This window comes from Roseateles sp. T103 (genome assembly GCF_057219915.1).
The window spans coordinates 253,211-275,329 of the sequence record NZ_JBXVVS010000005.1 but is presented as its reverse complement, the minus strand read 5'-3'; the positions used below and the strand labels follow the sequence as shown (position 1 = coordinate 275,329).

The 22,119-nt window shown below is 68.4% G+C and carries 21 protein-coding genes; 13 read left to right on the top strand and 8 right to left on the bottom strand.

Features of this window, described 5'->3' with window-relative positions:
• Positions 1 to 31: 31 nt before the first annotated feature.
• Positions 32 to 757 carry an MHFG family PEP-CTERM protein gene (locus tag AC2EBS_RS15650; protein WP_484729367.1) on the top strand — a complete coding sequence of 242 codons (726 nt, stop codon included), beginning with the start codon at positions 32 to 34 and terminating at the stop codon, positions 755 to 757.
• Here the strand turns inward: AC2EBS_RS15650 and uvrA are convergent.
• Positions 747 to 3,677 carry an excinuclease ABC subunit UvrA gene (gene uvrA, locus AC2EBS_RS15645; protein ID WP_484729366.1) on the bottom strand — a complete coding sequence of 977 codons (2,931 nt, stop codon included), beginning with the start codon at positions 3,675 to 3,677 and terminating at the stop codon, positions 747 to 749. The two genes, AC2EBS_RS15650 and uvrA, sit on opposite strands and share 11 nt — an antisense overlap.
• Positions 3,678 to 3,913: 236 nt before the next feature.
• Between uvrA and AC2EBS_RS15640 the strand changes: the two genes are divergently transcribed.
• Positions 3,914 to 4,156 carry a hypothetical protein gene (locus AC2EBS_RS15640; RefSeq protein WP_484729365.1) on the top strand — a complete coding sequence of 81 codons (243 nt, stop codon included), beginning with the start codon at positions 3,914 to 3,916 and terminating at the stop codon, positions 4,154 to 4,156.
• A gap of 718 nt (positions 4,157 to 4,874) precedes the next feature.
• Positions 4,875 to 5,183, top strand: a complete 309-nt coding sequence (locus AC2EBS_RS15635; RefSeq protein ID WP_484729364.1) for a hypothetical protein — start codon at positions 4,875 to 4,877, stop codon at positions 5,181 to 5,183.
• Positions 5,184 to 5,292: 109 nt separating this feature from the next.
• On the opposite strand, the gene recQ is transcribed toward AC2EBS_RS15635, so the two are convergent.
• Positions 5,293 to 7,167 carry a DNA helicase RecQ gene (gene recQ / locus AC2EBS_RS15630; RefSeq protein ID WP_484729363.1) on the bottom strand — a complete coding sequence of 625 codons (1,875 nt, stop codon included), beginning with the start codon at positions 7,165 to 7,167 and terminating at the stop codon, positions 5,293 to 5,295.
• A 105-nt stretch (positions 7,168 to 7,272) separates the two neighbouring features.
• Between recQ and AC2EBS_RS15625 the strand changes: the two genes are divergently transcribed.
• The gene (locus AC2EBS_RS15625) at positions 7,273 to 8,247 is read left to right on the top strand and encodes a sensor domain-containing diguanylate cyclase (protein WP_484729362.1); all 975 of its coding nucleotides are present in this window, start codon (positions 7,273 to 7,275) and stop codon (positions 8,245 to 8,247) included.
• A gap of 34 nt (positions 8,248 to 8,281) precedes the next feature.
• On the opposite strand, the gene AC2EBS_RS15620 is transcribed toward AC2EBS_RS15625, so the two are convergent.
• The 3 genes from AC2EBS_RS15620 to AC2EBS_RS15610 are packed head-to-tail and all read right to left on the bottom strand — an operon-like array spanning position 8,282 to position 11,029.
• The gene (locus AC2EBS_RS15620) at positions 8,282 to 9,103 is read right to left on the bottom strand and encodes a head GIN domain-containing protein (protein ID WP_484729361.1); all 822 of its coding nucleotides are present in this window, start codon (positions 9,101 to 9,103) and stop codon (positions 8,282 to 8,284) included.
• Positions 9,100 to 9,882 carry a LytR/AlgR family response regulator transcription factor gene (locus tag AC2EBS_RS15615; protein WP_484729360.1) on the bottom strand — a complete coding sequence of 261 codons (783 nt, stop codon included), beginning with the start codon at positions 9,880 to 9,882 and terminating at the stop codon, positions 9,100 to 9,102. The genes AC2EBS_RS15620 and AC2EBS_RS15615 overlap by 4 nt, the downstream gene beginning before the upstream one ends.
• Before the next feature lie 13 nt (positions 9,883 to 9,895).
• On the bottom strand, positions 9,896 to 11,029 hold the full coding sequence (locus tag AC2EBS_RS15610) for a sensor histidine kinase (RefSeq protein ID WP_484729359.1): 1,134 nt from the start codon (positions 11,027 to 11,029) through the stop codon (positions 9,896 to 9,898).
• 168 nt (positions 11,030 to 11,197) lie between these two features.
• Between AC2EBS_RS15610 and ssb the strand changes: the two genes are divergently transcribed.
• On the top strand, positions 11,198 to 11,737 hold the full coding sequence (gene ssb, locus AC2EBS_RS15605) for a single-stranded DNA-binding protein (protein WP_484729358.1): 540 nt from the start codon (positions 11,198 to 11,200) through the stop codon (positions 11,735 to 11,737).
• An 84-nt stretch (positions 11,738 to 11,821) separates the two neighbouring features.
• On the opposite strand, the gene AC2EBS_RS15600 is transcribed toward ssb, so the two are convergent.
• On the bottom strand, positions 11,822 to 12,298 hold the full coding sequence (locus AC2EBS_RS15600) for a hypothetical protein (protein ID WP_484729357.1): 477 nt from the start codon (positions 12,296 to 12,298) through the stop codon (positions 11,822 to 11,824).
• A gap of 232 nt (positions 12,299 to 12,530) precedes the next feature.
• On the opposite strand from AC2EBS_RS15600, the gene AC2EBS_RS15595 reads away from it, so the two are divergent.
• Complete coding sequence (locus tag AC2EBS_RS15595) at positions 12,531 to 12,872, top strand: PspC domain-containing protein (protein ID WP_484729356.1); 342 nt, start codon at positions 12,531 to 12,533, stop codon at positions 12,870 to 12,872.
• 11 nt (positions 12,873 to 12,883) lie between these two features.
• On the opposite strand, the gene mnmA is transcribed toward AC2EBS_RS15595, so the two are convergent.
• Both mnmA and AC2EBS_RS15585 read right to left on the bottom strand, forming a co-directional pair.
• The gene (mnmA, locus tag AC2EBS_RS15590) at positions 12,884 to 14,002 is read right to left on the bottom strand and encodes a tRNA 2-thiouridine(34) synthase MnmA (RefSeq protein WP_484729355.1); all 1,119 of its coding nucleotides are present in this window, start codon (positions 14,000 to 14,002) and stop codon (positions 12,884 to 12,886) included.
• Between the two features lie 68 nt (positions 14,003 to 14,070).
• The gene (locus AC2EBS_RS15585) at positions 14,071 to 14,562 is read right to left on the bottom strand and encodes an NUDIX hydrolase (protein WP_484729354.1); all 492 of its coding nucleotides are present in this window, start codon (positions 14,560 to 14,562) and stop codon (positions 14,071 to 14,073) included.
• 125 nt (positions 14,563 to 14,687) lie between these two features.
• Between AC2EBS_RS15585 and AC2EBS_RS15580 the strand changes: the two genes are divergently transcribed.
• The 7 genes from AC2EBS_RS15580 to AC2EBS_RS15550 all read left to right on the top strand — a co-directional run bounded on the left by AC2EBS_RS15580 (position 14,688) and on the right by AC2EBS_RS15550 (position 22,114).
• Positions 14,688 to 15,821: a Re/Si-specific NAD(P)(+) transhydrogenase subunit alpha gene (locus AC2EBS_RS15580; RefSeq protein WP_484729353.1), complete on the top strand. Its 1,134-nt coding sequence runs from the start codon at positions 14,688 to 14,690 to the stop codon at positions 15,819 to 15,821.
• Between the two features lie 17 nt (positions 15,822 to 15,838).
• Positions 15,839 to 16,162, top strand: coding sequence for an NAD(P) transhydrogenase subunit alpha part 2 (locus AC2EBS_RS15575; protein ID WP_484729352.1), 324 nt, complete (start codon positions 15,839 to 15,841; stop codon positions 16,160 to 16,162).
• Complete coding sequence (locus AC2EBS_RS15570; protein WP_484729351.1) at positions 16,159 to 17,583, top strand: NAD(P)(+) transhydrogenase (Re/Si-specific) subunit beta; 1,425 nt, start codon at positions 16,159 to 16,161, stop codon at positions 17,581 to 17,583. Before AC2EBS_RS15575 ends, AC2EBS_RS15570 begins: the two co-directional genes overlap by 4 nt.
• A 161-nt stretch (positions 17,584 to 17,744) precedes the next feature.
• On the top strand, positions 17,745 to 19,421 hold the full coding sequence (locus AC2EBS_RS15565) for a long-chain-fatty-acid--CoA ligase (protein WP_484729350.1): 1,677 nt from the start codon (positions 17,745 to 17,747) through the stop codon (positions 19,419 to 19,421).
• A 61-nt stretch (positions 19,422 to 19,482) separates the two neighbouring features.
• On the top strand, positions 19,483 to 19,995 hold the full coding sequence (locus AC2EBS_RS15560; protein WP_484729349.1) for a hypothetical protein: 513 nt from the start codon (positions 19,483 to 19,485) through the stop codon (positions 19,993 to 19,995).
• A gap of 212 nt (positions 19,996 to 20,207) precedes the next feature.
• Entirely contained in the window at positions 20,208 to 20,942 is a 735-nt protein-coding gene (locus AC2EBS_RS15555) for a 16S rRNA (uracil(1498)-N(3))-methyltransferase (RefSeq protein WP_484729348.1), read from the top strand.
• Positions 20,939 to 22,114, top strand: a complete 1,176-nt coding sequence (locus AC2EBS_RS15550; protein WP_484729347.1) for an MFS transporter — start codon at positions 20,939 to 20,941, stop codon at positions 22,112 to 22,114. The genes AC2EBS_RS15555 and AC2EBS_RS15550 overlap by 4 nt, the downstream gene beginning before the upstream one ends.
• Positions 22,115 to 22,119: the final 5 nt, after the last annotated feature.

Sequence of the window (22,119 nt, the reverse complement as noted above, 5' to 3'; positions counted from 1 at the left end):
GTCCGACGGCGGCGGCGCCCTACCGCACACCATGTCCATCCTCGCCTCCATCGCCCTTGCCGCCTCCACGGCGACTCTGCCCCAGTGCAGCTGGGACAAGCCGGGTGCGAACCCCTTCATGGGCGATCTGGTGGCCGCGGTGGACCGTTACAGCGACATCCCGCCGGCGGTGCGCGCCAAGCTGAAGGAGCGCATGCAGGTGCGGCACTACGACGAGATCGTCGAGATCCGTCGCGACAGCATCCAGGGTCGTGCGCAGTACGGCAGCGAGATCCGTGACATGCACTTCGGTGCCGGCTCGGTCTGCCGCACGGTGACGCGCAGCAAGTGGAGCGCAGATGCGCTGGAGCGCGGGCTGGTCTATTGCGAGGACGGTCACTGCATCCTCGTGCCCACCGTCTGCCGCAATGTCAGCCGCATCCAGCGCGTGGCACCGCCCGCGGTGGCCAAGGCCGAAGAGCCGCAGGAGGAGCTGGTGTTCGATCCTCCGGCAGCTGGTGTGCCGGCTGCCGGCAGCGCCCCGGCGAGCCCGAGCTTTGCGGAACTGAGCAGCCCCACGCCCACCGTGCGAACCGCTGCGCTGCCCAGCAGCCCGCCAACGACCTTCCGGCCTGTGGTGCCGGGCACGCCGACGCTGCCGCCAAGCCTGCCGCCGACCACGCCGCCCGTGCCCGAGCCGGAGACCTGGGCGATGCTGCTGGCCGGACTGGGCGCCGTGCTCTGGCTGGCCCGGCGCCGCAACGGCGCTAGGTCCTGAGCAGCAAAGGCTTCAGGTAGCGGCCGGTATGGCTGGCCGCGCAGTCGGCCACCTCTTCAGGCGTGCCCGCGATCAGCAGCTGGCCGCCGCCCGAGCCGCCCTCGGGCCCCATGTCGACCAGCCAGTCGGCGGTCTTGATGACGTCCAGGTTGTGCTCGATCACGACGATGGTGTTTCCGGCATCGCGCAGCTGGTGCAGCACCTTGAGCAGCAGCGCGATGTCGGCGAAGTGCAGTCCGGTGGTCGGCTCGTCCAGGATGTAGAGCGTGCGGCCGGTATCGCGCTTGGACAGCTCCAGCGCCAGCTTGACGCGCTGCGCCTCGCCGCCAGATAGCGTCGTCGCGCTCTGCCCCAGCTTCACATAGCCCAGGCCGACATCGAGCAGGGTCTGCAGCTTGCGGGCGATATTGGGCACGGCACCGAAGAGCGCGTAGGCGTCCTCGATCGTCAGGTCCAGCACCTGGGTGATGTTCTTGCCCTTGTAGAGCACTTCCAGCGTCTCGCGGTTGTAGCGCTTGCCGTGGCAGACATCGCAGGGCACGTAGACATCGGGCAGGAAGTGCATCTCCACCTTCAGCACCCCGTCGCCCTGGCAGGCCTCGCAGCGGCCGCCGGCCACGTTGAAGGAGAAGCGCCCCGGGCCGTAGCCACGCTCGCGCGCGGTGGGCATCTCGGCGAAGAGTTCGCGGATCGGCGTGAACAGGCCGGTGTAGGTGGCCGGGTTGGAGCGCGGCGTGCGGCCGATCGGGCTCTGGTCGACGTTGATGACCTTGTCGAAGGCATCCAGCCCCACGATCTCGTCGTGCGGCGCCGGGTCCTGGTGCGCCTGGTAGAGCTTCTTGGCGACGGCCGCATACAGCGTGTCGTTGACCAGCGTGCTCTTGCCCGAACCCGAGACGCCGGTGACGCAGGTCAGCAGGCCCACCGGGATCTCGACGCTGACGCCCTTGAGGTTGTTGCCGCGCGCGTTGACGATCTGCAGCGTGCGCGGTTCGGCCATGTCGGCCAGGCTGTGGCGCTTGGCCGGCACCTCGATCTTCGCCGTGCCGGACAGATAGCGACCGGTCAGCGAGGCCGGGTTGGCCGCCACCTCGGCGGGCGTGCCCTGGGCCATGATGCGGCCGCCATGCACGCCGGCGCCGGGCCCGAGGTCCAGCACATAGTCGGCCGCGCGGATCGCATCCTCGTCGTGCTCGACCACCAGCACCGAGTTGCCCAGGTCGCGCAGATGGCGCAGCGTGGCGATCAGGCGGTCGTTGTCGCGCTGGTGCAGGCCGATGCTGGGCTCGTCCAGCACATACATCACGCCGGTCAGGCCCGAGCCGATCTGCGAGGCCAGACGGATGCGCTGCGCCTCGCCGCCTGACAGCGTGTCGGCGCTGCGGTCCAGGCTCAGGTAGTTCAGCCCCACGTCGTTGAGGAAGCGCAGGCGCGAGGCGATCTCGCGCACCACCTTGTCGCCGATCTCGGCCTTGGCGCCCTTGAGCTTCAGGCCCTCGAAATAGGCCAGGCACTCGGCCAGCGTCGAGTGCTCGACCTCGTAAATGGGCCGGCCCTTGAAGCCCGGCGGCGCATCGGCGGGCTGCAGCACCACATGCCGGGCTTCGCGGCGCAGTCGCGAGCCCTCGCAGTGCGGGCAGGGTTTGGCGGCCATGTAGCGCGCCAGATCCTCGCGCACCGCGCTGGAGTCGGTCTCCTTGAAGCGGCGCTGCAGCGTGTTGAGGATGCCCTCGAAGGGATGGCTGCGCTTGACCGAGCGCTTGCCCTTCTTGCCTGGGCCACCCTCGGCCTCGTAGGTGAAGGCGATTTCCTCTTCACCCGAGCCGTGCAGCAGCACCTGGCGCGCTTTCTCGGGCAGTTCCTCGAAGGGCAGCTCGATGTCGAAGCCGTAGTGCGCGGCCACGCTCTCGAGCATCGAGAAGGTATAGGCGTTGCGGCGGTCCCAGCCCTTCACCGCGCCGCTGGCCAGGCTCAGGCTGGGAAAGGCGACCACGCGATCCGGGTCGAACACGGTCACATGGCCCAGGCCCTCGCAGCTGGGGCAGGCGCCCACCGGCGAGTTGAAGGAGAACAGGCGCGGCTCCAACTCGGGCAGCGAGTAGCTGCACACCGGGCAGGCGAACTTGCTGGAGAACAGTGTTTCGGCGCCGCTGTCCATGTCCAGCACCAGCGCGCGGCCCTCGGCCAGGCGCAGCGCGGCCTCGAAGCTCTCGGCCAGGCGCTGGCGCAGCTGATCGGCGCTGTCGTGGCGCAGCTTGATGCGGTCCACCACCACGTCGATATCGTGCTTCTCGGCCTTCTTCAGCGCCGGGATGTCCGGCACCTCGACGGTCCGGCCGTCGACGCGAAAGCGCACATAGCCCTGCGCCTGCATGTCCTCGAAGAGCTCGACGAACTCGCCCTTGCGGTCGCGCGCCACCGGTGCCAGCAGCATCAGCTTGCTCTCGTCGGGCATGGCCAGCACCGCGTCGACCATCTGGCTGACGCTCTGGGCCTCCAGCGGCAGGTGGTGGTCAGGGCAGAACGGCGTGCCGGCGCGCGCATAGAGCAGGCGCAGGTAGTCGTGGATCTCGGTCACCGTGCCGACGGTGGAGCGCGGGTTGTGGCTGGTGGCCTTCTGCTCGATCGAGATTGCGGGCGACAGGCCCTCGATCACGTCCACATCCGGCTTGTCCATCAGCTGCAGGAACTGGCGCGCGTAGGCCGACAGGCTTTCCACATAGCGGCGCTGGCCCTCGGCATAAAGCGTGTCGAAGGCCAGGCTGGACTTGCCCGAGCCCGACAGCCCGGTGATCACCACCAGCTGGTTGCGCGGCAGGTCCACATCGATGTTCTTCAGATTGTGGGTGCGCGCCCCGCGCACGCGGATCTTCGGTACCTCGGCATTGGGGGCAGCGGACTCGGCAGGCTTGGCGGACATGGACCGGCTCGGCGTGGAAAACCCACCATGATAGGCCGTCACTGCCACGCGCCCCAGCTGCTGCTGACAGGGCCTGGCAGCAGGCTGCCGCGGCATGACATCCATCGGCCGTGATTGCAGCCGATCGCGCCCTGCCTGCAGTTCGTCTCATCTGCCTGGCGAGCGCGGCGCTCGACGCCGACACTGACTTCATCGACACACACACCGCGTGCCGAGCCCAAGCAAAGGAATCCATCATGAGCACCAAGTTCCATCGCACCCTTGTCGTTGTCCTGGCTGTGACGGCTGCCGGTATGGCCCAGGCCCAGCCGACCCAGCGCATCGAGAAGCTGCCCATGGTCGTCGTCACCGGCAAGGCGCAGCCCGCCCCCGTGCGTGTCGCCGTGCAGCAGTTGCCGCGCGTCGTCATCGAGGGACGCAGCCAGGGTGTGCAACAGCGCCTGCTGGCCGCCGCCAAGCCGCTGCATGCCGGCATCTGAGCAGGGTGCCTGGCATGAAGAACCAGCGCCTCTTTTCCATTCGGCAACGGTCTGGCGTCGCACAGCGTCGAGCCGAGTGCCTGATGCAGCGGGTCTGCAGCAGGCACTCGGCTTGGCTTCTTCCGGGCCGCGCACTCGTCGCCGCGGGCGGCACTTCACGCCGCTGCAGCCGCAACTCGTCGCCTGCCGCTGGCCGACGCGGACGTGGCGTCGCACACTGAATGAAGCCAGCCCTCTCCGATCCTTCTGCACTCGTGGAGCCCGCCATCATCATGAGATCCAGCTTCAGTACCTTCATGACTGCTGTGGTTGCAGTGGTAGGAGCCGTCATCGTCGCCCTGGTGCTGGCCGAGCAGACCGTGCCGGAACCCGCGTCCGAGCGCCTGGCCCGAGAGCCGGCGACGCACGGTGCATCGCAGCCGGCAGGGAAGGCCCCTCGCGCCTGAGGCGTGCCTGATCCTGGTCATCAGAGGCCCGGCCCAGCCGGGCCTTTTTGTTTTCCGGATCTTGGCGTCGCACCATCGCCTAACTCGGCAGCAGTGCGCCCCGGCCCTTTGGCTCGCGGCTGACCATACATCCAGCCCATCGGCCGCAGCTGCAGAACGGACGGCGCAACCGGCGGTTCGTCGCCCCGCGCTGGAAATTGGGCCTCGCGCTGCCGAAACTGGCATCACCGAGTCGATGCCGACCTCGGCCCCACCGTCCCAAGGAGTACGTCATGAACCTCGATCTTGCCTCCCGTCGCCTCTTCGCCACTCTCGTCGCGGCGCTGGCCGGTGTGGCCACGCTGGGTCTGTACGAGGCGATGGTCCGGACGGGCACCGAGTCGCCGGCCGCGCAGCAGGTGGTCCAGCTCGAGCGCGTCGTCGTGGTCGGCAAGCGCGCGCCGGCTGGCGGCGACGCGCTGCTGGCCCAGCATGACGCGAGCCGCATCGAACAGCTGCCGCGCGTGGTCATCGAAGGTCGCAGCAGCATTGCACCGCAGACTCGCGTCGCTGCTGCGCCGGCGAGCTGCATCGCCTGCTGAAGCGCGACACGCGCTGTATCGAAGCGAGCTGCTGCTTGAGCGCAGCGCTGCTTTCGATGGAAGAAAGGCCCGGCAATGCCGGGCCTTTGCTTTGGCGAAGCGGGTCGGTTCAGCGGCCAAGCACGCGCAGGATCTCGCGCCCGTAGGCCTCGAGCTTCTTCGCGCCGACGCCGCTGATGCCGGCGAGTTCGTCCAGCGTCTGCGGATCGCGCTGCGCCATCTCGGCCAGCGTAACGTTCTGGAAGATCACATAGGCCGGCAGGCCATGCTCCTTGGCGACTTCGCCGCGCCAGGCCTTCAGCGCCTCGAAGCGCTGCTGCGCCTCAAAGTCCAGGTCCATCGCTTCGGCGCCGGCGCGGCCGGCCTTGCTGCTGCTGCTGGTTCTCGTGCTGCGGCCCTTCTTGGGCAGGCTGGTCGGCACGCGCAGCAGCAGCTCCACGCCGCCCTTGAGCACCGCGCGCGCCGACTCGGCCAGCGCCAGCGTGTGGTACTCGCCCTCGGTGAACACATGGCCCAGCGCGATCAGCTGGCGCAGCACGGCGCGCCACTGCTGCTCGCTGAGCTCGGCGCCAATCGCCCAGGTGGACAGGTGCTGGTGGCCGTACTGGCGCACCTTGTCGGTTTCCTTGCCGCGCAGCACGTCGATCAGGTGGCCGGCGCCGAAGCGCTGGCCGCCGTTCTGGTGGAAGCGGTAGATGCAGGAGAGCAGCTTGCGCGCTGCCTCGGTGGCGTCCCAGGTGGCGGGCGGATGCAGGCAGTTGTCGCAGTTGCCGCAGGGCTGGCTGGCTTCGCCGAAGTAGCCCAAGAGCCGCACACGCCGGCAATCGGTGGCCTCGGCCAGCGCCAGCAGCGCGTCAAGCTTGCCGCGCTGGATGGTCTTGAACTCCTCACCGGCGGGGCTTTCGTCGATCATGCGGCGCTGGTTGACCACATCGGCCAGGCCATAGGTCATCCAGGCCTCGGCCGGCGCGCCGTCGCGCCCGGCGCGGCCGGTCTCCTGGTAGTAGCTCTCGATGTTCTTGGGCAGGTCCAGGTGGGCGACGAAGCGCACGTCCGGCTTGTCGATGCCCATGCCGAAGGCGATGGTCGCCACCATCACGATGCCGTCCTCGCGCAGGAAGCGGTCCTGGTGGCGCTGGCGCACCGCGGCGTCCAGGCCGGCGTGATAGGGCAGGGACTTGAGGCCCTCGCTCTCCAGCCAGGCGGCCGTTTCCTCGACCTTCTTGCGGCTCTGGCAGTAGACGATGCCAGCCTCGTCCTCATGTTCGTCGCGGATGAAGCGCAGCAGCTGCTCGCGCGGCTTCGCGTCCTTCTCGACGATGCTGTAGCGGATATTGGGCCGGTCGAAGCTGCTGATGAAGACGCGCGCCTCCTCGAGCTTCAGCCGCTCGATGATGTCGGCGCGCGTGATGTCGTCGGCGGTGGCGGTCAGCGCGATGCGCGGCACGCTGGGGAAGCGCTCGTGCAGCGTGGACAGCGCCAGGTATTCGCTGCGGAAGTCGTGGCCCCACTGGCTGACGCAATGCGCCTCGTCGATCGCGAACAGGCTCAAGAGGCCGCGCTCGTGCAGCGACTCCAGCTGCGCCAGGAAGCGCGGGTTGGTGACGCGCTCCGGCGCCGCGTAGAGCATCACCAGGCGGCCGCTCATCATCTCGCGCTCAACGCGCTGCGCGTCCTCGCTGGACAGCGTTGAGTTCAGGAAGGCGGCATGCACGCCGGCCTCTTCCAGCGCGCCGACCTGATCGTGCATCAGCGCGATCAGCGGGCTTACCACCACGGCGACGCCTTGGCCCGCACGGTGGCGCGCGATCGCCGGGATCTGGTAGCACAGGCTCTTGCCGCCGCCGGTGGGCATCAGCACCAGCGCATCGCCGCCGTCCGTGACATGGGAAACGATCGCGGCCTGGGCGCCGCGGAAGGCGCTGTAGCCGAAGACTTCCTGCAGGATGGTCTGCGGGCTCGTGGTCGAGGTGGAGAGCTGCATGGTGTGAGTGGCGCGCGATTGTCTCAGGACTGAGCCGCATTGCCGCCCCCATCTCGTACGGCATACTCATCGGCAGTGGATGGCAGGGCGAACCGAGAGGTGTTTATGCAAGTTGCGCCTATCCCCGCGGACGAAGAGCAGCGCCTGCAGGCACTGCGCGCCCTGGGGATTCTTGACACCAGCCCCGAGGAGCGATTCGACCGGCTGACGCGCATGGCCAAGCGCCTGTTCGGCGTGAAGATGGTGCTCATCAACTTGGTGGACGCCAAGCGCCAGTGGTTCAAGTCGCGCCAGGGTCTGGATGCCTGCGAAACGCCGCGCGACATCTCGTTCTGCGGCCATGCCGTGCTCAGTGACGAGCTGATGCATGTGCCGGATGCCTGGCTGGACCCGCGATTCGCGGACAACCCCTTGGTGACCGGCGCGCCGCAGGTGCGCTTCTACGCAGGCCAGCCGCTGCATGCGCCGGACGGCAGCCGGGTCGGCACCCTCTGCCTGATCGATTCCTCGCCGCGAGAGCTCGATGGCGAGGAGCGCGAACTGCTGAAGGATCTGGCGATCACGGTGGAGCATGAGCTGGCGATGGTGCAGCTGGCCATGGTCGACGAGCTGACCGGGCTCAGCAACCGGCGCGGTTTCGGGCTGCAGCTGGCGCAGACCCTGGCGCTGTGCCGGCGCCTGGAAAGCTCGGCGCTGCTGCTCTATTTCGACCTCGATCACTTCAAGCAGATCAACGATCTGCACGGCCATTCGGCGGGCGACAAGGTGCTCAGGGACTTCGCCGAGCTGCTGCGCCAGACCACGCGTGGCTCGGATGTGTTGGGGCGCCTCGGTGGCGACGAGTTCGTCGCGCTGCTCACCGGTGCGGACACGGCGGACCGCGACCTCGTGCTGCAGCGGCTGGACCAGGCCGTGGCGGATTACAACGCCGAGCCGGGGCGTGACTGGCTGCTCGGCTACAGCGTGGGCTGGGCCCTTGCAGCAGAAGGGCAAAGCCTTGGCGGCGCCGAACTGATGGCCGCTGCAGACCAGCAGATGTACCTGCAGAAGCAGCAACACCGGCGCGAAGCCCGACCCTGAGCGCAAGGCGCGTCAGCAACGACCCGCTCGCCAGCTAGCGCTTCTCGCCCAGTGCCTTGACGGATGCGAAGCCAGAGCTCTGGCGCTGCACTTCGGGCTGGCCCCAGTACTCCACCGTGCCCACGCCTGACACGTTGACCTGCAGCTGATCGCTGACCCACAGCCTGGCCGTGCCGATGCCGCTGATCGCGACCGTGGCACGCGCGGTACGCAGCTGGTCCGCCAGCAGCTTGCCTTTGCCGGAGATCTGCAGCTGCAGGTCGTGAACCTGGCCGCCCAACTGACCGTCGCCTGCACCGCTGACGATGAAGCGCAGCTGCTCGGCCTGCAGCTCGTCGAAGCGCACCTGGCCGGCGCCGGAAATCTGCACGGCCAGCCGTTCGGCGCGCAGCGGGCCGGGCGCGCGCACGTCGCTGCTGCCCGAGATCACCAGCTGGCTGAGCTGGCGCATCGCCACATCGATCTGCAGCCGCGCGGGGCTCCAGAACTTCCAGCCGCCGGCCGGCCGGATCACCAGCCGGTCCTTGCGCAGCTCCAGCTCGACCGAGCGCTGCACCTCTGGCCCTCCGGCGATGAAGACCTGATCGCGCTCGCCCTGCAGCAGGCGGACATGGGCGGCACCGGCCACCTCCAGGCGCGCGAAGTCGCCCGGCGTGTAGAGCTGGCCTTCGGTCGCGGCCGGGGGCCAGGGCGTGGGCGGTGTGGGCGCGGGTGGCGCGGCTGCGGCTGGCACAGCCGGCGGGGCGGCCGGCGCGGCGGGCTGCGCCAGCGCGGCAGCGGCCAGCAGCAGGCTGCTGAACAGGCCGGTGAGCGGGGCAGCGAAGCGGCGGATCGACAGAGCGCAGCGCGAGCTCATATCGACTGCTCCCGCAGCTTCTTGGAGACCTCGCGGCTGGCGGTGAGCCGCGTGCCGTCGCGCATCTGTACGACCAGCTGCGAATTCTCGTCGGGTGTCATCGAGTCGACGAAGTCCAGATTGACGATGGTGCCGCGCTGCAGCCGCAGGAAGCGCTCTGGATCCAGGCGCTGCTCGAAGGCGGCGATGGGCAGGCGCACCAGATAGCTGCGCCCGCGGCTGGTGATGGCGGTGTACTTGCTGTCCGAGCGCAGGTGCTCGATGTCTTGCGCCTGCAGCGGAAAGATCTTGCCCTGGTCGCGTACCAGCACGCGGGTCAGCGGCGTCTGGGCCGGCTGTTCGATCTGATGCAGCGCGTCCAGCGCCGCCGCCGGTGTCGAGGCGGCCGCGCGGCCATTTGCCAACGCATGCTCGACCGCATCGATGAAGCGCTCGTGCGAGAAAGGCTTGAGCAGATAGTCCAGTGCATGCAGCTCGAAGGCGGCCAGCGCATGCTCGTCGTAGGCGGTGGTGAAGATCACGGCGGGTCGCAGGCCTTCGTCGGCCAGCGCGCGCAGCACCTGCAGCCCGGTCATCGCCGGCATCTGGATGTCCATCAGCACCAGCTCGGGCCGCAGCGCGCGTATCTGTGCCAGCGCCTGCGCCCCGTCGGCGCAGACGGCCACCAGCTCCAGCTGATCCAGGGCGCGTACCCAGTCCGCCAGGCTTTCGGCTGCCAGCGGCTCGTCTTCGGCAATCAGCGTCGTGTAGCGCTTGTGGGTTTGCAGGGTGCTCGTCATCGGCAGCGCGTCCTCATTGCGGGATCCAGAGATCGACTCTGAAGCCGGCCCCCGGGGAGGTGTGGATGTTCAGCCGCGCGCGGCCCTCGAAGTCGAGCGCGAAGCGTCGCCGCAAGGCGTCCAGGCCGATGCCGCGCCGTCCAGCGGGCTGGGCTGGCGCCAGTGCCTGCGGGCTGCAGCCGGGGCCGTCGTCGCTGACGCTCAACTCCAGGCCCTGGTCCTGCGCATCGCGCCGGCAGCGGATCGTGATGCTGCTGCCCTGGGTGCGCGGCGCCACCGCATGCACAACGCAGTTCTCCACCAGCGGCTGCAGCGTCAGCGGCGGGATTGCATCGTCCAGTGTGGCCGGGTCGATCTGCCAGTCCACCCGCAGGCGCGTCCCCAGGCGCAGCGTTTCCAGCGCCAGGTAGTCGCGCACGAAATCCAGCTCCTCGGCCAGCGCGACGCGCTCGCTGGTTTCGCGCTTGGCCGCCAGCACATAGCGCAGCATCGCGGCGAAGTGCAGCAGCGCGGCCTCGGCAGCCTGGGCGTCGCGGCGGGTCAGCGCGATCAGCGAGTTGAGGGTGTTGAAGAGGAAATGCGGATTGAGCTTGCCGCTGATCGCCGCCAGCTCGGCGCGGGCCAGCGCCGACTCGGCCTGCGCCGCCGCCAGCGCGGCAGCCCGCGCGCGGCGCGCATTGAGCGCCGCGGTGAAGCCGGTGGCGATGGCGGCATAGGCGAACACGCCCCAGATCGCACGCCACAGCACCGTCTGGCGCAACACCGCCTGCGCATGCTCGGCGCTGAAGAGCGTCCAGGCCAACGCCAGCTCACCGGCCTGCCAGGCAGCGGCAAAAAGCAGCGCCGCCAGCGCATGCGCCACCGGCCACAGGCGCTCGGGCACGCGACGCTGCAGCCAGCGCAGCCAGGGATAGACGGCGATGCCCAGCAGCATCGGTGCCCACAGGCTTAGCGTGGCCTGGTAGATGGCCTCCCAAAGCTGCCACAGCCCCGGCTGCAGTTCGGTGCCGGCCAGCACATACAGCATCCAGGCGATCAGGCAGGCTGCCGCGTAGCCGGCCCAGAGGCGGCGGTCGCCGCCTCCTCGGGAGTGGGTGCGGCGGTCGCTGGCTGCGCTAGGCGTTGCCGGGAATGCGGGGTGGGCCATGCGGCGATCTTAGGGATGTCCTCCGGACCACATGGCCTGCTGGCGACCGGTCGCGAAACAGGCGGCACGAACTGCGGCGCTGCGGCCGCCAAGTGCCGCCGGCGCGGGCGGCATAATCCGGCCTCCAAGCAACGAACGATGGGTCAACTAACCGGAACGGAGCACGCCATGGCCAGTGTCAACAAAGTCATCATCATCGGCAACCTGGGGCGCGACCCCGAGGTGCGTTACACCCCCAGCGGCGCCGCAGTGTGCAATGTTTCGGTCGCCACCACCCGCAACTGGAAGAGCCGCGAAGGCGGCGAGCGCCAGGAAGAGACCGAGTGGCACCGGGTGGTCTTCTATGACCGTCTGGCCGAGATCGCCGGCGAGTACCTGAAGAAGGGCCGCCCGGTCTATGTGGAAGGCCGCCTGAAGACCCGCAAGTGGACCGACAAGGAAGGCCGCGAGCAGTACACCACCGAGATCATCGCTGAGCAGATGCAACTGCTGGGCAGCCGCGACGGCGGTGGCGGTGGTGGCGACGACTTCGGCGGCGGTGCTGGCAGCGGCGGTTACGGCCGTGGCCGCGGTGGCGATGCAGGCGGTGGCGGCGATTTCGGCGATGCGCCGGCACCGCGTGCGGCTGCGCGTCCCGCTCCGCGTCAGGCGCCAGCGCCCAAGCCGGCGACCGGCTTCGACGATATGGACGACGACATTCCGTTCTAAGACGTCCGCCGGCCAGCTCGACTGGCCTCGCACCGACGGCCCCTGCGGGGGCCGTTTCCATTGGGGCCGTGCTTCATTCGCGCCTCAGCGCAGCTGGCCGCCACCGCCGGCCGTGCCGGTGCCCAGCTGGCAGCGGCTGGCCTTGCACTGGGCGCCGGGGTCCGTGACGAACAGACAGTTGGATAGGCGCCCATCGCGCTGGTTCTCGGCCTCGCGCTGTTGCCTGTAGTCGGCAGCCAGACGTTCGAGCCTGTCTGCACGGCTGCGCTGCGTCGACCAGGCCAGGTAGGACTCCGGGCCGCCGCAGGGCTTGGCGCCAATAGCCAGCGTGCGGCATTGGGCGTCGCTATTGCAGGCTGCGTCCCCGACCTCTGCCTGGATCTGCCTGAGCAACTCGGCGCTGGCGGCCGCGGGCGCGGCCAGCACGGTCGGTGGCGCGGGCGGTGCGGCGCAGGCGCCCAGCACAGGCAACAGCAGCAGCGCCGCAGTTTGGCGGGCCCGCATGGACCAGCCGCGGCGGTGGCTGGTCAGCGGACTTGAGCGCATGTTCTTCATCATCATGTCGCCATGCTCGGCCAAGCTGGCTGCCTTGGCAAGCGTGGCTGGCTGGCGTGGTGCCAGCCGGTCTGTCGGCTCCGTGGACACCCTGCACCGGCGCCTGTGCAGTCCATCGCTTCGGGATGGCCCGTTCCTTGCCTGTGCCCTAGGCTGTGCGCAGTTCTCGAGCAAACACCCCGCCTGGGCGGCGACCGCAGCGCACGGCGTAACCATCAAAGAGCAAGGAGAGGTTCTCATGAGTTCCTTCAGCGACGAACTGGCCCGTCTGGCCGAGCTGCATCAGCGTGGCGTACTGAGCGACGAAGAGTTCGCACGTGCCAAGGCCCGCGTGCTCGATGGTGCACCGGCCGCGGGCGCCCCAGCCTCGCAGCCCGCGGCGGTGCGCGCCATCAACGACTTTCAGCGCAGCAGCCAGGACCGTTGGATCGCCGGCGTCTGCGGTGGCCTGGCGCGCATCACCGGCATGGCCTCCTGGGCTTGGCGCCTGCTCTTCGCGCTGCTGCTGCTCTGCGGCGGCACCGGACTGCTGGTCTATGTGCTGATGTGGATCTTCGTGCCGCTGTCCACCGAAAACTGAGCTAGTCGCCGCTAGGCGATCGCCTCGGCGATCACGCCGCCGCCCAGGCACACGTCGCCGGCGTAGATGACCGCGCTTTGCCCGGGCGTGACCGCCCACTGCGGCTGCACGAAGTCCAGGCGCATCGTCGCGCCACCCTCGCCGGGCGTCAGCGCGCAGGCGGCATCGGCCTGACGGTAGCGGGTCTTGGCGCCATAGCCGCCGAAAGCGGGCATCGCGCCGGCGCACCAGCTCAGGTCGTCGGCGATCAGCGAGCGGCTCTGCAGCAGCGGATGGTCGTGGCCCTGGACGACGACCAGCGTGTTGCTGTCCAGGTCCTTGCGCGCGACGAACCAGGGTGCGTGCTCGCCACCGCCGCGCGGTGCGCCTTTTTCCTTGATGCCGCCTATGCCCAGGCCCTGGCGCTGGCCCAGCGTGTAGAAGGAAAGCCCCAGATGCTCGCCGAGCTTGCGGCCGCGCTCGTCCTTGATCGGGCCCGGCTGGTGCGACAGGTAGCGGTTGAGGAACTCGCGGAAGGGCCGCTCGCCGATGAAGCAGATGCCGGTGGAGTCCTTCTTCTTGGCATTGGGCAGGCCGATCTCCTCGGCGATGCGCCGCACCTCGGTCTTGGCCAGCTCGCCGACCGGGAACATCGTCTTGGCCAGCTGCGCCTGGTTGAGGCGGTGCAGGAAGTAGCTCTGGTCCTTCAGCGGGTCGAGGCCCTTGAGCAACTGGAACTCAGCGCCCTGCTCGCGCACGCGCGCATAGTGGCCGGTGGCGATCTTCTCGGCGCCCAGGCGCATCGCGTGGTCGAGGAAGGCCTTGAACTTGATCTCGGCATTGCACAGCACGTCCGGGTTGGGCGTGCGGCCGGCCTGGTACTCGCGCAGGAAGGCGGCGAAGACGCGGTCCTTGTAGTCGGCGGCGAAGTTGACATGCTCGATCTCGATGCCGATCACGTCGGCCACCGCGGCGGCGTCGACGAAATCGACGTTGGACGAGCAGTACTCGCTGTCGTCGTCGTCCTCCCAGTTCTTCATGAAGATGCCGACCACTTCATGGCCGGCCTTCTTCAGCAGATAGGCGGAAACGGCGGAATCGACGCCGCCGGACAGGCCGACGACGACGCGGTACTTGCGCGGGGAATTCATGATGGGTGCGATTGTCCCAAATGCGCCAGCGCGTCGCGGGCAGCGGGCTGCTTCCGCTGCTGCTGCGGCTACTTCACCAGTGGCCGGTACAGCGAGGCGTCCACATGGATGGCCGACAGCGGCAGGCGCCGGCCGGCGACATAGTCCTCCACGCATTGCAGCAGCAGCGGGCTGCGATGGCGCGGCTGCGTGGCGCGCAGCTCGTCCAGCGTCATCCACAGCGTGCGGACGATGCCCTGATCCAGCGTGCGGCCTGCGATCTCGTCGCCGGCGCGGCCGCAGAAGGCCAGGCGGAGATAGGTGACGTCCTCGCCGCGTGCCGGGCGCTGGAAGCGCGCCATGTACAGACCGACCAGCGCCTCGGGACTGAATTCGCGGCCGGTCTCTTCGAGTGTCTCGCGCACGACGGCTTCGACGGGCGATTCGCCTTCGTCCAGGTGGCCGGCGGGCTGGTTGAGCATCAGGCCCTCAGGCGTTTCCTCCTCGACCAGCAGGAAGCGGCCCTGGTTTTCGATGATCGCGGCCACGGTGACCGAGGGTTTCCAGCGTTCGTGTTTCATTGAGTGTCGCTTTCGTGCTTGCCCGGGTACGGGGTGTCACCGCTATTGTGTAAGCTGGACGCAAGGCATCGATTCATAAGCAAACACGCAATCACGCGAGCACATATCTTGAGGAGATACACATCATGCTGATCGGAGTCCCGCGCGAGAGTGCGGCCGGCGAGACACGCGTGGCGGTGACGCCCGAGACCGCCAAGAAGCTCAAGGCGCAGGGCCACCGGCTGCTGGTCGAGAGCGGTGCGGGCGTGGCGGCCAGCGCCATCGACGAGGCCTATGTGGCCGTCGGTGCCGAGATCGTCGACCGCGCCGCGGCGCTGGGCGCCGAACTGGTGCTCAAGGTGCGCAGCCCGGATGCGACCGAGCTGGCGCTGATGAAGTCCGGCGCGGCGCTGGTCGGCATGCTCAATCCCTTCGACAAGGACGGCCTGGCTGCGCTGGCACAGGCCGGGCTGACCAGCTTCGCGCTGGAAGCGGCGCCGCGCACGACGCGGGCGCAGAGCATGGACGTGCTGTCCTCGCAGGCCAATATCGCCGGCTACAAGGCGGTGATCATCGCGGCCGACCGCTACCAGAAGTTCTTTCCGATGCTGATGACCGCGGCGGGCACGGTGAAGGCCGCGCGCGTCGTCGTGCTGGGCGTGGGCGTGGCGGGCCTGCAGGCCATCGCGACGGCCAAGCGCCTGGGCGCGGTGATCGAGGCCTCGGACGTGCGGCCTTCGGTGAAGGAGCAGGTCGAGTCGCTGGGCGCCAAGTTCATCGACGTGCCCTACGAGACCGCCGAGGAGAAGGAGGCCGCCGAAGGCGTGGGCGGCTATGCGCGCCCGATGCCGCAAAGCTGGCTGGACCGTCAGAAGGCCGAGGTGGCCAAGCGTGTCGCGCAGGCCGATGTGGTGATCACCACGGCGCTGATCCCCGGCCGCGCCGCGCCGACGCTGGTGACCGAGGAGATGGTCAAGAGCATGAAGCCGGGCTCGGTGATCGTCGATATCGCCGCCGGCAAGGGCGCTGATGGCGTGGGCGGCAACTGCCCGCTGACCGAGGCCGGCAAGACCGTGGTCAAGCATGGCGTGACCCTGGTCGGCGAGACCAATCTGGCTGCGCTGGTGGCAGCCGATGCCTCGGCCCTGTATGCGCGCAACGTGCTGGACTTCCTCAAGCTCGTCCTGACCAAGGAAGGTGCCTTCCAGGTGCCGATGGACGACGACATCGTGGCCGCCTGCCTGATGACGCAGGGCGGCGAAGTCAAGCGCAAGAGCTGAGCGAGAAGAAGGACACCATGGAACAAGTCTCCCCAACCCTTATCAATCTGATCATCTTCGTGCTCGCCATCTACGTGGGCTACCACGTGGTGTGGAACGTCACGCCCGCACTGCACACGCCGCTGATGGCGGTGACCAATGCGATCTCGGCCATTGTCATCGTCGGCGCCATGCTGGCTGCGGCGCTGACCGAGACCGATCTCGGCAAGGTGATGGGCACGCTGGCGGTGGCGCTGGCGGCGGTCAACGTCTTCGGCGGCTTCCTCGTCACGCGGCGCATGCTGGAGATGTTCAAGAAGAAGGACAAGAAGCCCGCGGCGGCAGCGGAGGGCAAGCAATGAGTCTCAACCTCGTCACGCTGCTCTATCTGATCGCCAGCATCTGCTTCATCCAGGCGCTCAAGGGCCTGTCGCACCCGACCACCTCGATCAAGGGCAATGTCTTCGGCATGGTCGGCATGACCATCGCCGTGCTCACCACCGGTGCGCTGATCCTCAAGCTCGCCGGCGGCAATGCCTTCGGCCTGAGCTATGTGCTCGCCGGTCTGGTGATAGGCGGCGGCCTGGGCGCCTATATGGCCAACAAGGTCGAGATGACCAAGATGCCCGAGCTGGTGGCCTTCATGCACAGCATGATCGGCCTGGCCGCGGTGTTCATCGCCATCGCGGCGGTGGCCGAGCCCTGGGCCTTCGGCATCACCACCAAGGGCGCGCCGATCCCGGTGGGCAACCGGCTCGAGCTCTTCCTCGGTGCGGCCATCGGCGCGATCACCTTCAGCGGTTCGGTGATCGCCTTCGGCAAGCTCAGCGGCAAATACAAGTTCCGCCTCTTCCAGGGCGCGCCGGTGACCTTCTCCGGCCAGCACATGCTGAACTTGGTGATGGGCGTCACCACCGTCGGCCTGGGTGTCTACTTCGCCTTCACCGAGAACTGGATGGCCTTCGCGATCATGCTGGCGCTGTCCTTCGTGCTGGGCGTGCTGATCATCATCCCGATCGGCGGTGCCGACATGCCGGTGGTGGTGTCGATGCTGAACAGCTACTCGGGCTGGGCGGCCGCGGGTATCGGCTTCTCGCTGAACAACTCGATGCTGATCATCGCCGGCTCGCTGGTCGGTTCCTCGGGCGCCATCCTCTCGTACATCATGTGCAAGGCGATGAACCGCTCCTTCTTCAACGTCATCCTCGGCGGCTTCGGCGGCGAGGCGGGTGCCGCGGCGCAGGGCGCGCAGCAGCAGCGTTCGGTGAAGAGCGGCAGCGCCGACGACGCGGCCTTCATCCTCGGCAATGCCGAGACGGTGATCATCGTGCCGGGCTATGGCCTGGCGGTGGCGCGCGCCCAGCATGCGGTCAAGGAACTGGCGGCCAAGCTCACCGAGAAGGGCGTCATCGTCAAGTACGCGATCCATCCGGTGGCAGGCCGCATGCCCGGCCACATGAACGTGCTGCTCGCCGAGGCCGAGGTGCCCTACGACCAGGTCTTCGAGATGGAGGACATCAATGCCGAGTTCGGCCAGGCCGACGTGGCGATCATCCTGGGCGCCAACGACGTGGTGAACCCGGCCGCGCATGTGAAGGGCAGCCCGATCTACGGCATGCCCATCCTCGAGGCCTACAAGGCCAAGACCGTGATCGTCAACAAGCGCTCCATGGCCTCGGGCTATGCGGGCCTGGACAACGAGCTGTTCTACATGGACAAGACCATGATGGTCTTCGGCGACGCGAAGAAGGTCGTCGAGGACATGGTCAAGGCCATCGAATAGGCGCGCACAGCGCGCATTCGCAAGGGCCGGCGTTTGCCGGCCCTGTTCTTCAGGGCTGTCCTCAGCGGGGCCGGCCTAGACGCTGCTATCGAATCCCCTAGGCAGTTTCCCCAACACAATGCCGGACAATTGTCGCCCTGCACATTTACACGAGACATCTGATGGAGAAGATTTGGCTTAAGCACTACCCCGCAGGCGTGCCGGCGGAGATCAACGCGGAGCTCTACCCTTCGTTGCTCCACCTCATCGAGAGTGCGTTCGCCAAGTATCCGGAGCGGCCCGCCTACAAGATGCTGGGTGCCACGCTGCGCTTCGGGCAGCTCGACGAGGCATCACGGGCGCTGGCGGCCTACTTCCAGAGTCTCGGCCTGGTCAAGGGCGACCGCGTCGCAGTGATGATGCCGAATGCGATGCAGTACCCCATCGCGGTGGCGGCCATCCTGCGTGCCGGTCTGGTGGTGGTCAATGTCAACCCGCTGTACACGCCGCGCGAGCTCGAGCACCAGCTGAAGGACTCGGGCGCCAAGGCCATCGTCATCCTCGAGACCAGCGCCGCGGTGCTGCAGGCCTGCCTCTCGCATGTGCCGGTCAAGCATGTGATCCTGGCCTCGCTGGGCGAGATGCTGGGCTTCCCCAAGGGCGCGATCGTCAACTACGTGGTGCGCAAGGTGAAGAAGCTGGTGCCGCCCTACGAGCTGCCCGGCGCGGTGAGCTTCAAGGATGCGCTGGCCAAGGGCCGCAGCCTGCCCTACACGGCGCCCAAGGTCGGGCCCACGGACATCGCCGTGCTGCAGTACACCGGCGGTACCACCGGCGTGTCCAAGGGCGCGGTGCTGCTGCATCGCAACCTGGTCGCCAACACGCTGCAGGCCGAGGCCTGGTATCAGCCGGCGCTCAAGAAGGTGCCTGCCGGCGAGCAACTGATGAGCGTCTGCGCGCTGCCGCTCTATCACATCTTCGGTTTCACCACGAACATGATGCTGTCCATGCATGTGGGCGGCTGCAACATCCTGATCACCAATCCGCGCGACCTGCCGGCGGTGTTCAAGGAACTGTCCAAGCACCGCTTCCACAGCCTGCCGGCGGTGAACACGCTGTTCCTGGCCATGGCCAACCATCCGCAGTTCGACACCGTTGACTGGAGCCATCTGGTCATCTCGGTGGGCGGCGGCATGGCCGTACAGCAGGCCACCGCCAAGCTGTGGCTGGAGAAGACCGGTTGCCCCATTGTCGAGGGCTATGGTCTGTCGGAGACCTCGCCGGTGGCCAGCTGCAACCCGACCGACAGCACCACCTACACCGGCACCATCGGCATGCCCATGCCGGGCACCGAGATGTGCCTGCTCGACGACGAGGGGCACGAGGTGACGACGCCCGGCGCCACCGGCGAGATCGCGATTCGCGGCCCGCAGGTGATGGCCGGCTACTGGCAGCGCCCCGACGAGACCGCCAAGGTGATGACGGCCGACGGCTACTTCCGTACCGGCGACATCGGCATCGTCGACGAGCGCGGCTACTTCAAGATCGTCGATCGCAAGAAGGACATGGTCGTCGTCAGCGGCTTCAACGTCTATCCGAACGAGGTCGAGGACGTGATCACGCAGATGCCCGGCGTGCTGGAGTGCGCCTGCGTCGGCGTGATGGACGCCAAGTCCGGCGAGGCGGTCAAGGTGGTCATCGTCAAGAAGAACCCCGAGCTGACCGAGGCTGACGTGCGTGCCTTCTGCGAGGCGAACCTGACCGGCTACAAGCGCCCGAAGATCATCGAGTTTCGCGCCGACCTGCCCAAGACACCGGTGGGCAAGGTGCTGCGCCGTGAACTACGTGACAAGACCTGAGTTTTGCTGATATCGGGGCCGGTCCTCCTCGGTCTAGTATCGCGGCCGAGGAGACAAGCGAATGCTGGATCAGGCCTATCAAAAAACCGAGGCCGGCCGCGCCGAGATCAAGGCGCGCGCCCTGCCTCTGTCGCGCAGTGCACGCAATCTGCTGCTGGTCATCGACGGCAGCAAGAGCGGCGCCGAATGGCTGGCGCTGGTCAACGGCGTCGTCGAGGCGGACTTGGGCTATCTGCTCGAGCAGGGACTGATCGCTGCCGCGCAGGTGCGCGAGGCGCCGCGCGCGGCCGCCACGCCGGCCCCCGTCGCGCCGCCCAGCGCGGCGCAGCGCCGGCGCGCTGCCTTCGGCGAGCCGCCTGTGCTGGGCCATGAGCAGCTCTATGCCTGGTTGCTCGCCAATGGCAGCAAGCAGCTGGGTGCGATGAAGCGCTACATGTTCACGCTGGAGATCGAGCAATGCCAGGGCCTGGCCGATCTGCAGGACCTGGCGCTCAGCCTGGTCGAGCGCGTCGAACAGAGCAAGGGCGAGGCTGCCGCTGCCGAACTGCGTGCTGCGATGGGCATGCGCGGCTGAGCCCGCGCACGGGGCCCGGAAGGGGCCTGCGGCTGGCGAGGGCCGAGCCGCGATACCTGAGGCTGGGCGTGGCCCGGAAGGGGCCCGTGGCTGGCGAAGGCCGGCCGGCGATACAAGTCGGACCGCTGAGCCTCACAGGGCTGGCACACTCGGGTTGCGGCACCCTGGCGGTGCCGCAGACCCTTTAGTCGAACTCCGCTGCTGACTCGCCCATGCCCCCGCGCTTCTTCGTCGATCAAGCCCTCACCACCCCTGGCGAACTGGACCTGCCGCCCGCTGCGGCACGCCATGTGCAGGTGCTGCGCCTGCAGCCTGGTAGCGCCATCACGCTGTTCGACGGCCGCGGCGGCGAAGAGTGGGCGGCCGAGGTGCTGGCGATGGGCCGCAGCACGGTGCGCGTGCGCCTGCTCGAACGGCATCTGGCCGCTCGCGAGCTGGCGCAGGAGCTGACCCTGGCCCTGGTGATGCCGGCCAACGACCGCATGGACAGCCTGGTGGAGAAGGCCACCGAGCTGGGCGTGGCGGCGATCCAGCCCTTGATGAGCGAGCGCTCGGTGCTGCGCCTGGCGGGCGAGCGCGCCGACAAGAAGGTGGCGCACTGGCGCGGCGTGGCGATTGCCGCCTGCGAGCAGAGCGGCCGCACGCGCGTGCCGACGATCGCGCCGGTGCAGAGCCTGTCGAGCTGGCTGGCCGGCCTGACCATGCTCGCTGCTGACGAGCGGCGCTGGCTGCTCAGCCCGGTGGCGGCCGAAGCGCTGGCCGGGCAGTCGCTGGCGGCGCGCGTGTTGGTGCTCAGCGGTCCCGAAGGCGGGCTGAGCGATGCGGAGGAGCAGGCGGCGCGGGCACGCGGCTTCAGCGCCGTGAGCCTGGGGCCGCGCATCCTGCGCGCCGACACCGCGCCGATGGCGGTGGCCGCCTGGCTGGCCGTGCAGGGTGTGGCGCGATGAACCGGCAGCTGCTGCTGCTGACCGTCTGCCAGGGCCTCTTCCTCACCAACAACGTCACCTTCATCGCCATCAATGGCCTGGTGGGCCTGGCGCTGGCGCCGCAGGCCTGGATGGCCACCTTGCCCGTCTGCGGCTATGTGGCCGGCGGCGCGCTCTTCGCGCCGCTGGTGGCGCGGCACCAGCTGGCCTTTGGCCGCCGCCGTGCCTTCCAGCTGGGCCTGCTGGCGGCCATGGCGGCCTGCGCGCTGGCGGCCTGGGCGGTGAGCGCGCAATCCTTCTGGACGGTGGTGCTGGCCACCGTGCTGGCGGGCTATTACAACGCCAATGCCGGGCTCTACCGCTTTGCCGCCACCGAGCTGGTGCCGCCGGCGATGAAGGAGAAGGCGATCTCCTGGGTGCTGGCCGGGGGCATCCTCGGCGCAGTGGCGGGGCCCAACCTGGCCAGTGCCAGCAAGCAGCTGCTGGCCCAGCCCTTTGCCGGCGCCTATCTGGTGCTGATAGGCGTGGCGCTGCTGTCGCTGGCGCTGATCTCGCTGATCAACTTTCCCGCGCTGCCGCAGGCCGCGCCCGGCGCAGCGCAGGGGCGCAGTCCGCGCGAGCTGGCGCGGCAGCCCGCCTTCGTCGTCGCGATCATGGCGGCGGCACTGGGCTATGGCGTGATGAATCTGCTGATGGCTGCCACGCCGATTGCGATGGCGCAGTGCGCGCACCCCTTCGATAGCGCGGCGCTGGTGCTGGAGTGGCATGTGCTGGGCATGTTCGTGCCCAGCTTCTTCACCGGCCACCTGATCAAGCGCTTCGGCGCGCTGCCGGTGATGGCGGTGGGCGTGCTGCTGAATCTTGCCTGTGTGGCGATCGCGCTGTCTGGCGTCGAGCTGATGCACTTCATCGCCGCGTTGCTGGTGCTGGGCGTGGGCTGGAACTTCCTCTTCGTCGGCGGTACCACGCTGTTCACCAGCACCTACCGCCCCGAGGAGAAGACCACCGCCCAGGCGACCATGGACTTCTGGATCTACCTGACGATGACGTTCACCTCGTTCAGCTCCGGGGCCCTGGTCACCACCGGCGGCTGGACCTGGATGAACGCGGGCAGCCTGCTGCCGCTGGTTCTCGTCGGCCTGGCGCTGCTGTGGCTGGCGCGAAAGCCGGCATCGCAGCGCGTGGCCGGCTGAGGCGC

Bases quoted from the DNA above. Each gene is read 5' to 3' on its own strand.
- AC2EBS_RS15600 (WP_484729357.1), bottom strand. From the start codon at position 12,298: ATGATGATGAAGAACATGCGCTCAAGTCCGCTGACCAGCCACCGCCGC.
- AC2EBS_RS15650 (WP_484729367.1), top strand. From the start codon at position 32: ATGTCCATCCTCGCCTCCATCGCCCTTGCCGCCTCCACGGCGACTCTG.
- AC2EBS_RS15610 (WP_484729359.1), bottom strand. From the start codon at position 11,029: ATGGCCCACCCCGCATTCCCGGCAACGCCTAGCGCAGCCAGCGACCGC.
- AC2EBS_RS15620 (WP_484729361.1), bottom strand. From the start codon at position 9,103: ATGAGCTCGCGCTGCGCTCTGTCGATCCGCCGCTTCGCTGCCCCGCTC.
- AC2EBS_RS15585 (WP_484729354.1), bottom strand. From the start codon at position 14,562: ATGAAACACGAACGCTGGAAACCCTCGGTCACCGTGGCCGCGATCATC.
- AC2EBS_RS15570 (WP_484729351.1), top strand. From the start codon at position 16,159: ATGAGTCTCAACCTCGTCACGCTGCTCTATCTGATCGCCAGCATCTGC.
- AC2EBS_RS15640 (WP_484729365.1), top strand. From the start codon at position 3,914: ATGAGCACCAAGTTCCATCGCACCCTTGTCGTTGTCCTGGCTGTGACG.
- mnmA (WP_484729355.1), bottom strand. From the start codon at position 14,002: ATGAATTCCCCGCGCAAGTACCGCGTCGTCGTCGGCCTGTCCGGCGGC.
- recQ (WP_484729363.1), bottom strand. From the start codon at position 7,167: ATGCAGCTCTCCACCTCGACCACGAGCCCGCAGACCATCCTGCAGGAA.
- AC2EBS_RS15595 (WP_484729356.1), top strand. From the start codon at position 12,531: ATGAGTTCCTTCAGCGACGAACTGGCCCGTCTGGCCGAGCTGCATCAG.
- AC2EBS_RS15555 (WP_484729348.1), top strand. From the start codon at position 20,208: ATGCCCCCGCGCTTCTTCGTCGATCAAGCCCTCACCACCCCTGGCGAA.
- AC2EBS_RS15625 (WP_484729362.1), top strand. From the start codon at position 7,273: ATGCAAGTTGCGCCTATCCCCGCGGACGAAGAGCAGCGCCTGCAGGCA.
- ssb (WP_484729358.1), top strand. From the start codon at position 11,198: ATGGCCAGTGTCAACAAAGTCATCATCATCGGCAACCTGGGGCGCGAC.
- AC2EBS_RS15635 (WP_484729364.1), top strand. From the start codon at position 4,875: ATGAACCTCGATCTTGCCTCCCGTCGCCTCTTCGCCACTCTCGTCGCG.
- AC2EBS_RS15575 (WP_484729352.1), top strand. From the start codon at position 15,839: ATGGAACAAGTCTCCCCAACCCTTATCAATCTGATCATCTTCGTGCTC.
- AC2EBS_RS15565 (WP_484729350.1), top strand. From the start codon at position 17,745: ATGGAGAAGATTTGGCTTAAGCACTACCCCGCAGGCGTGCCGGCGGAG.
- uvrA (WP_484729366.1), bottom strand. From the start codon at position 3,677: ATGTCCGCCAAGCCTGCCGAGTCCGCTGCCCCCAATGCCGAGGTACCG.
- AC2EBS_RS15550 (WP_484729347.1), top strand. From the start codon at position 20,939: ATGAACCGGCAGCTGCTGCTGCTGACCGTCTGCCAGGGCCTCTTCCTC.
- AC2EBS_RS15580 (WP_484729353.1), top strand. From the start codon at position 14,688: ATGCTGATCGGAGTCCCGCGCGAGAGTGCGGCCGGCGAGACACGCGTG.
- AC2EBS_RS15615 (WP_484729360.1), bottom strand. From the start codon at position 9,882: ATGACGAGCACCCTGCAAACCCACAAGCGCTACACGACGCTGATTGCC.
- AC2EBS_RS15560 (WP_484729349.1), top strand. From the start codon at position 19,483: ATGCTGGATCAGGCCTATCAAAAAACCGAGGCCGGCCGCGCCGAGATC.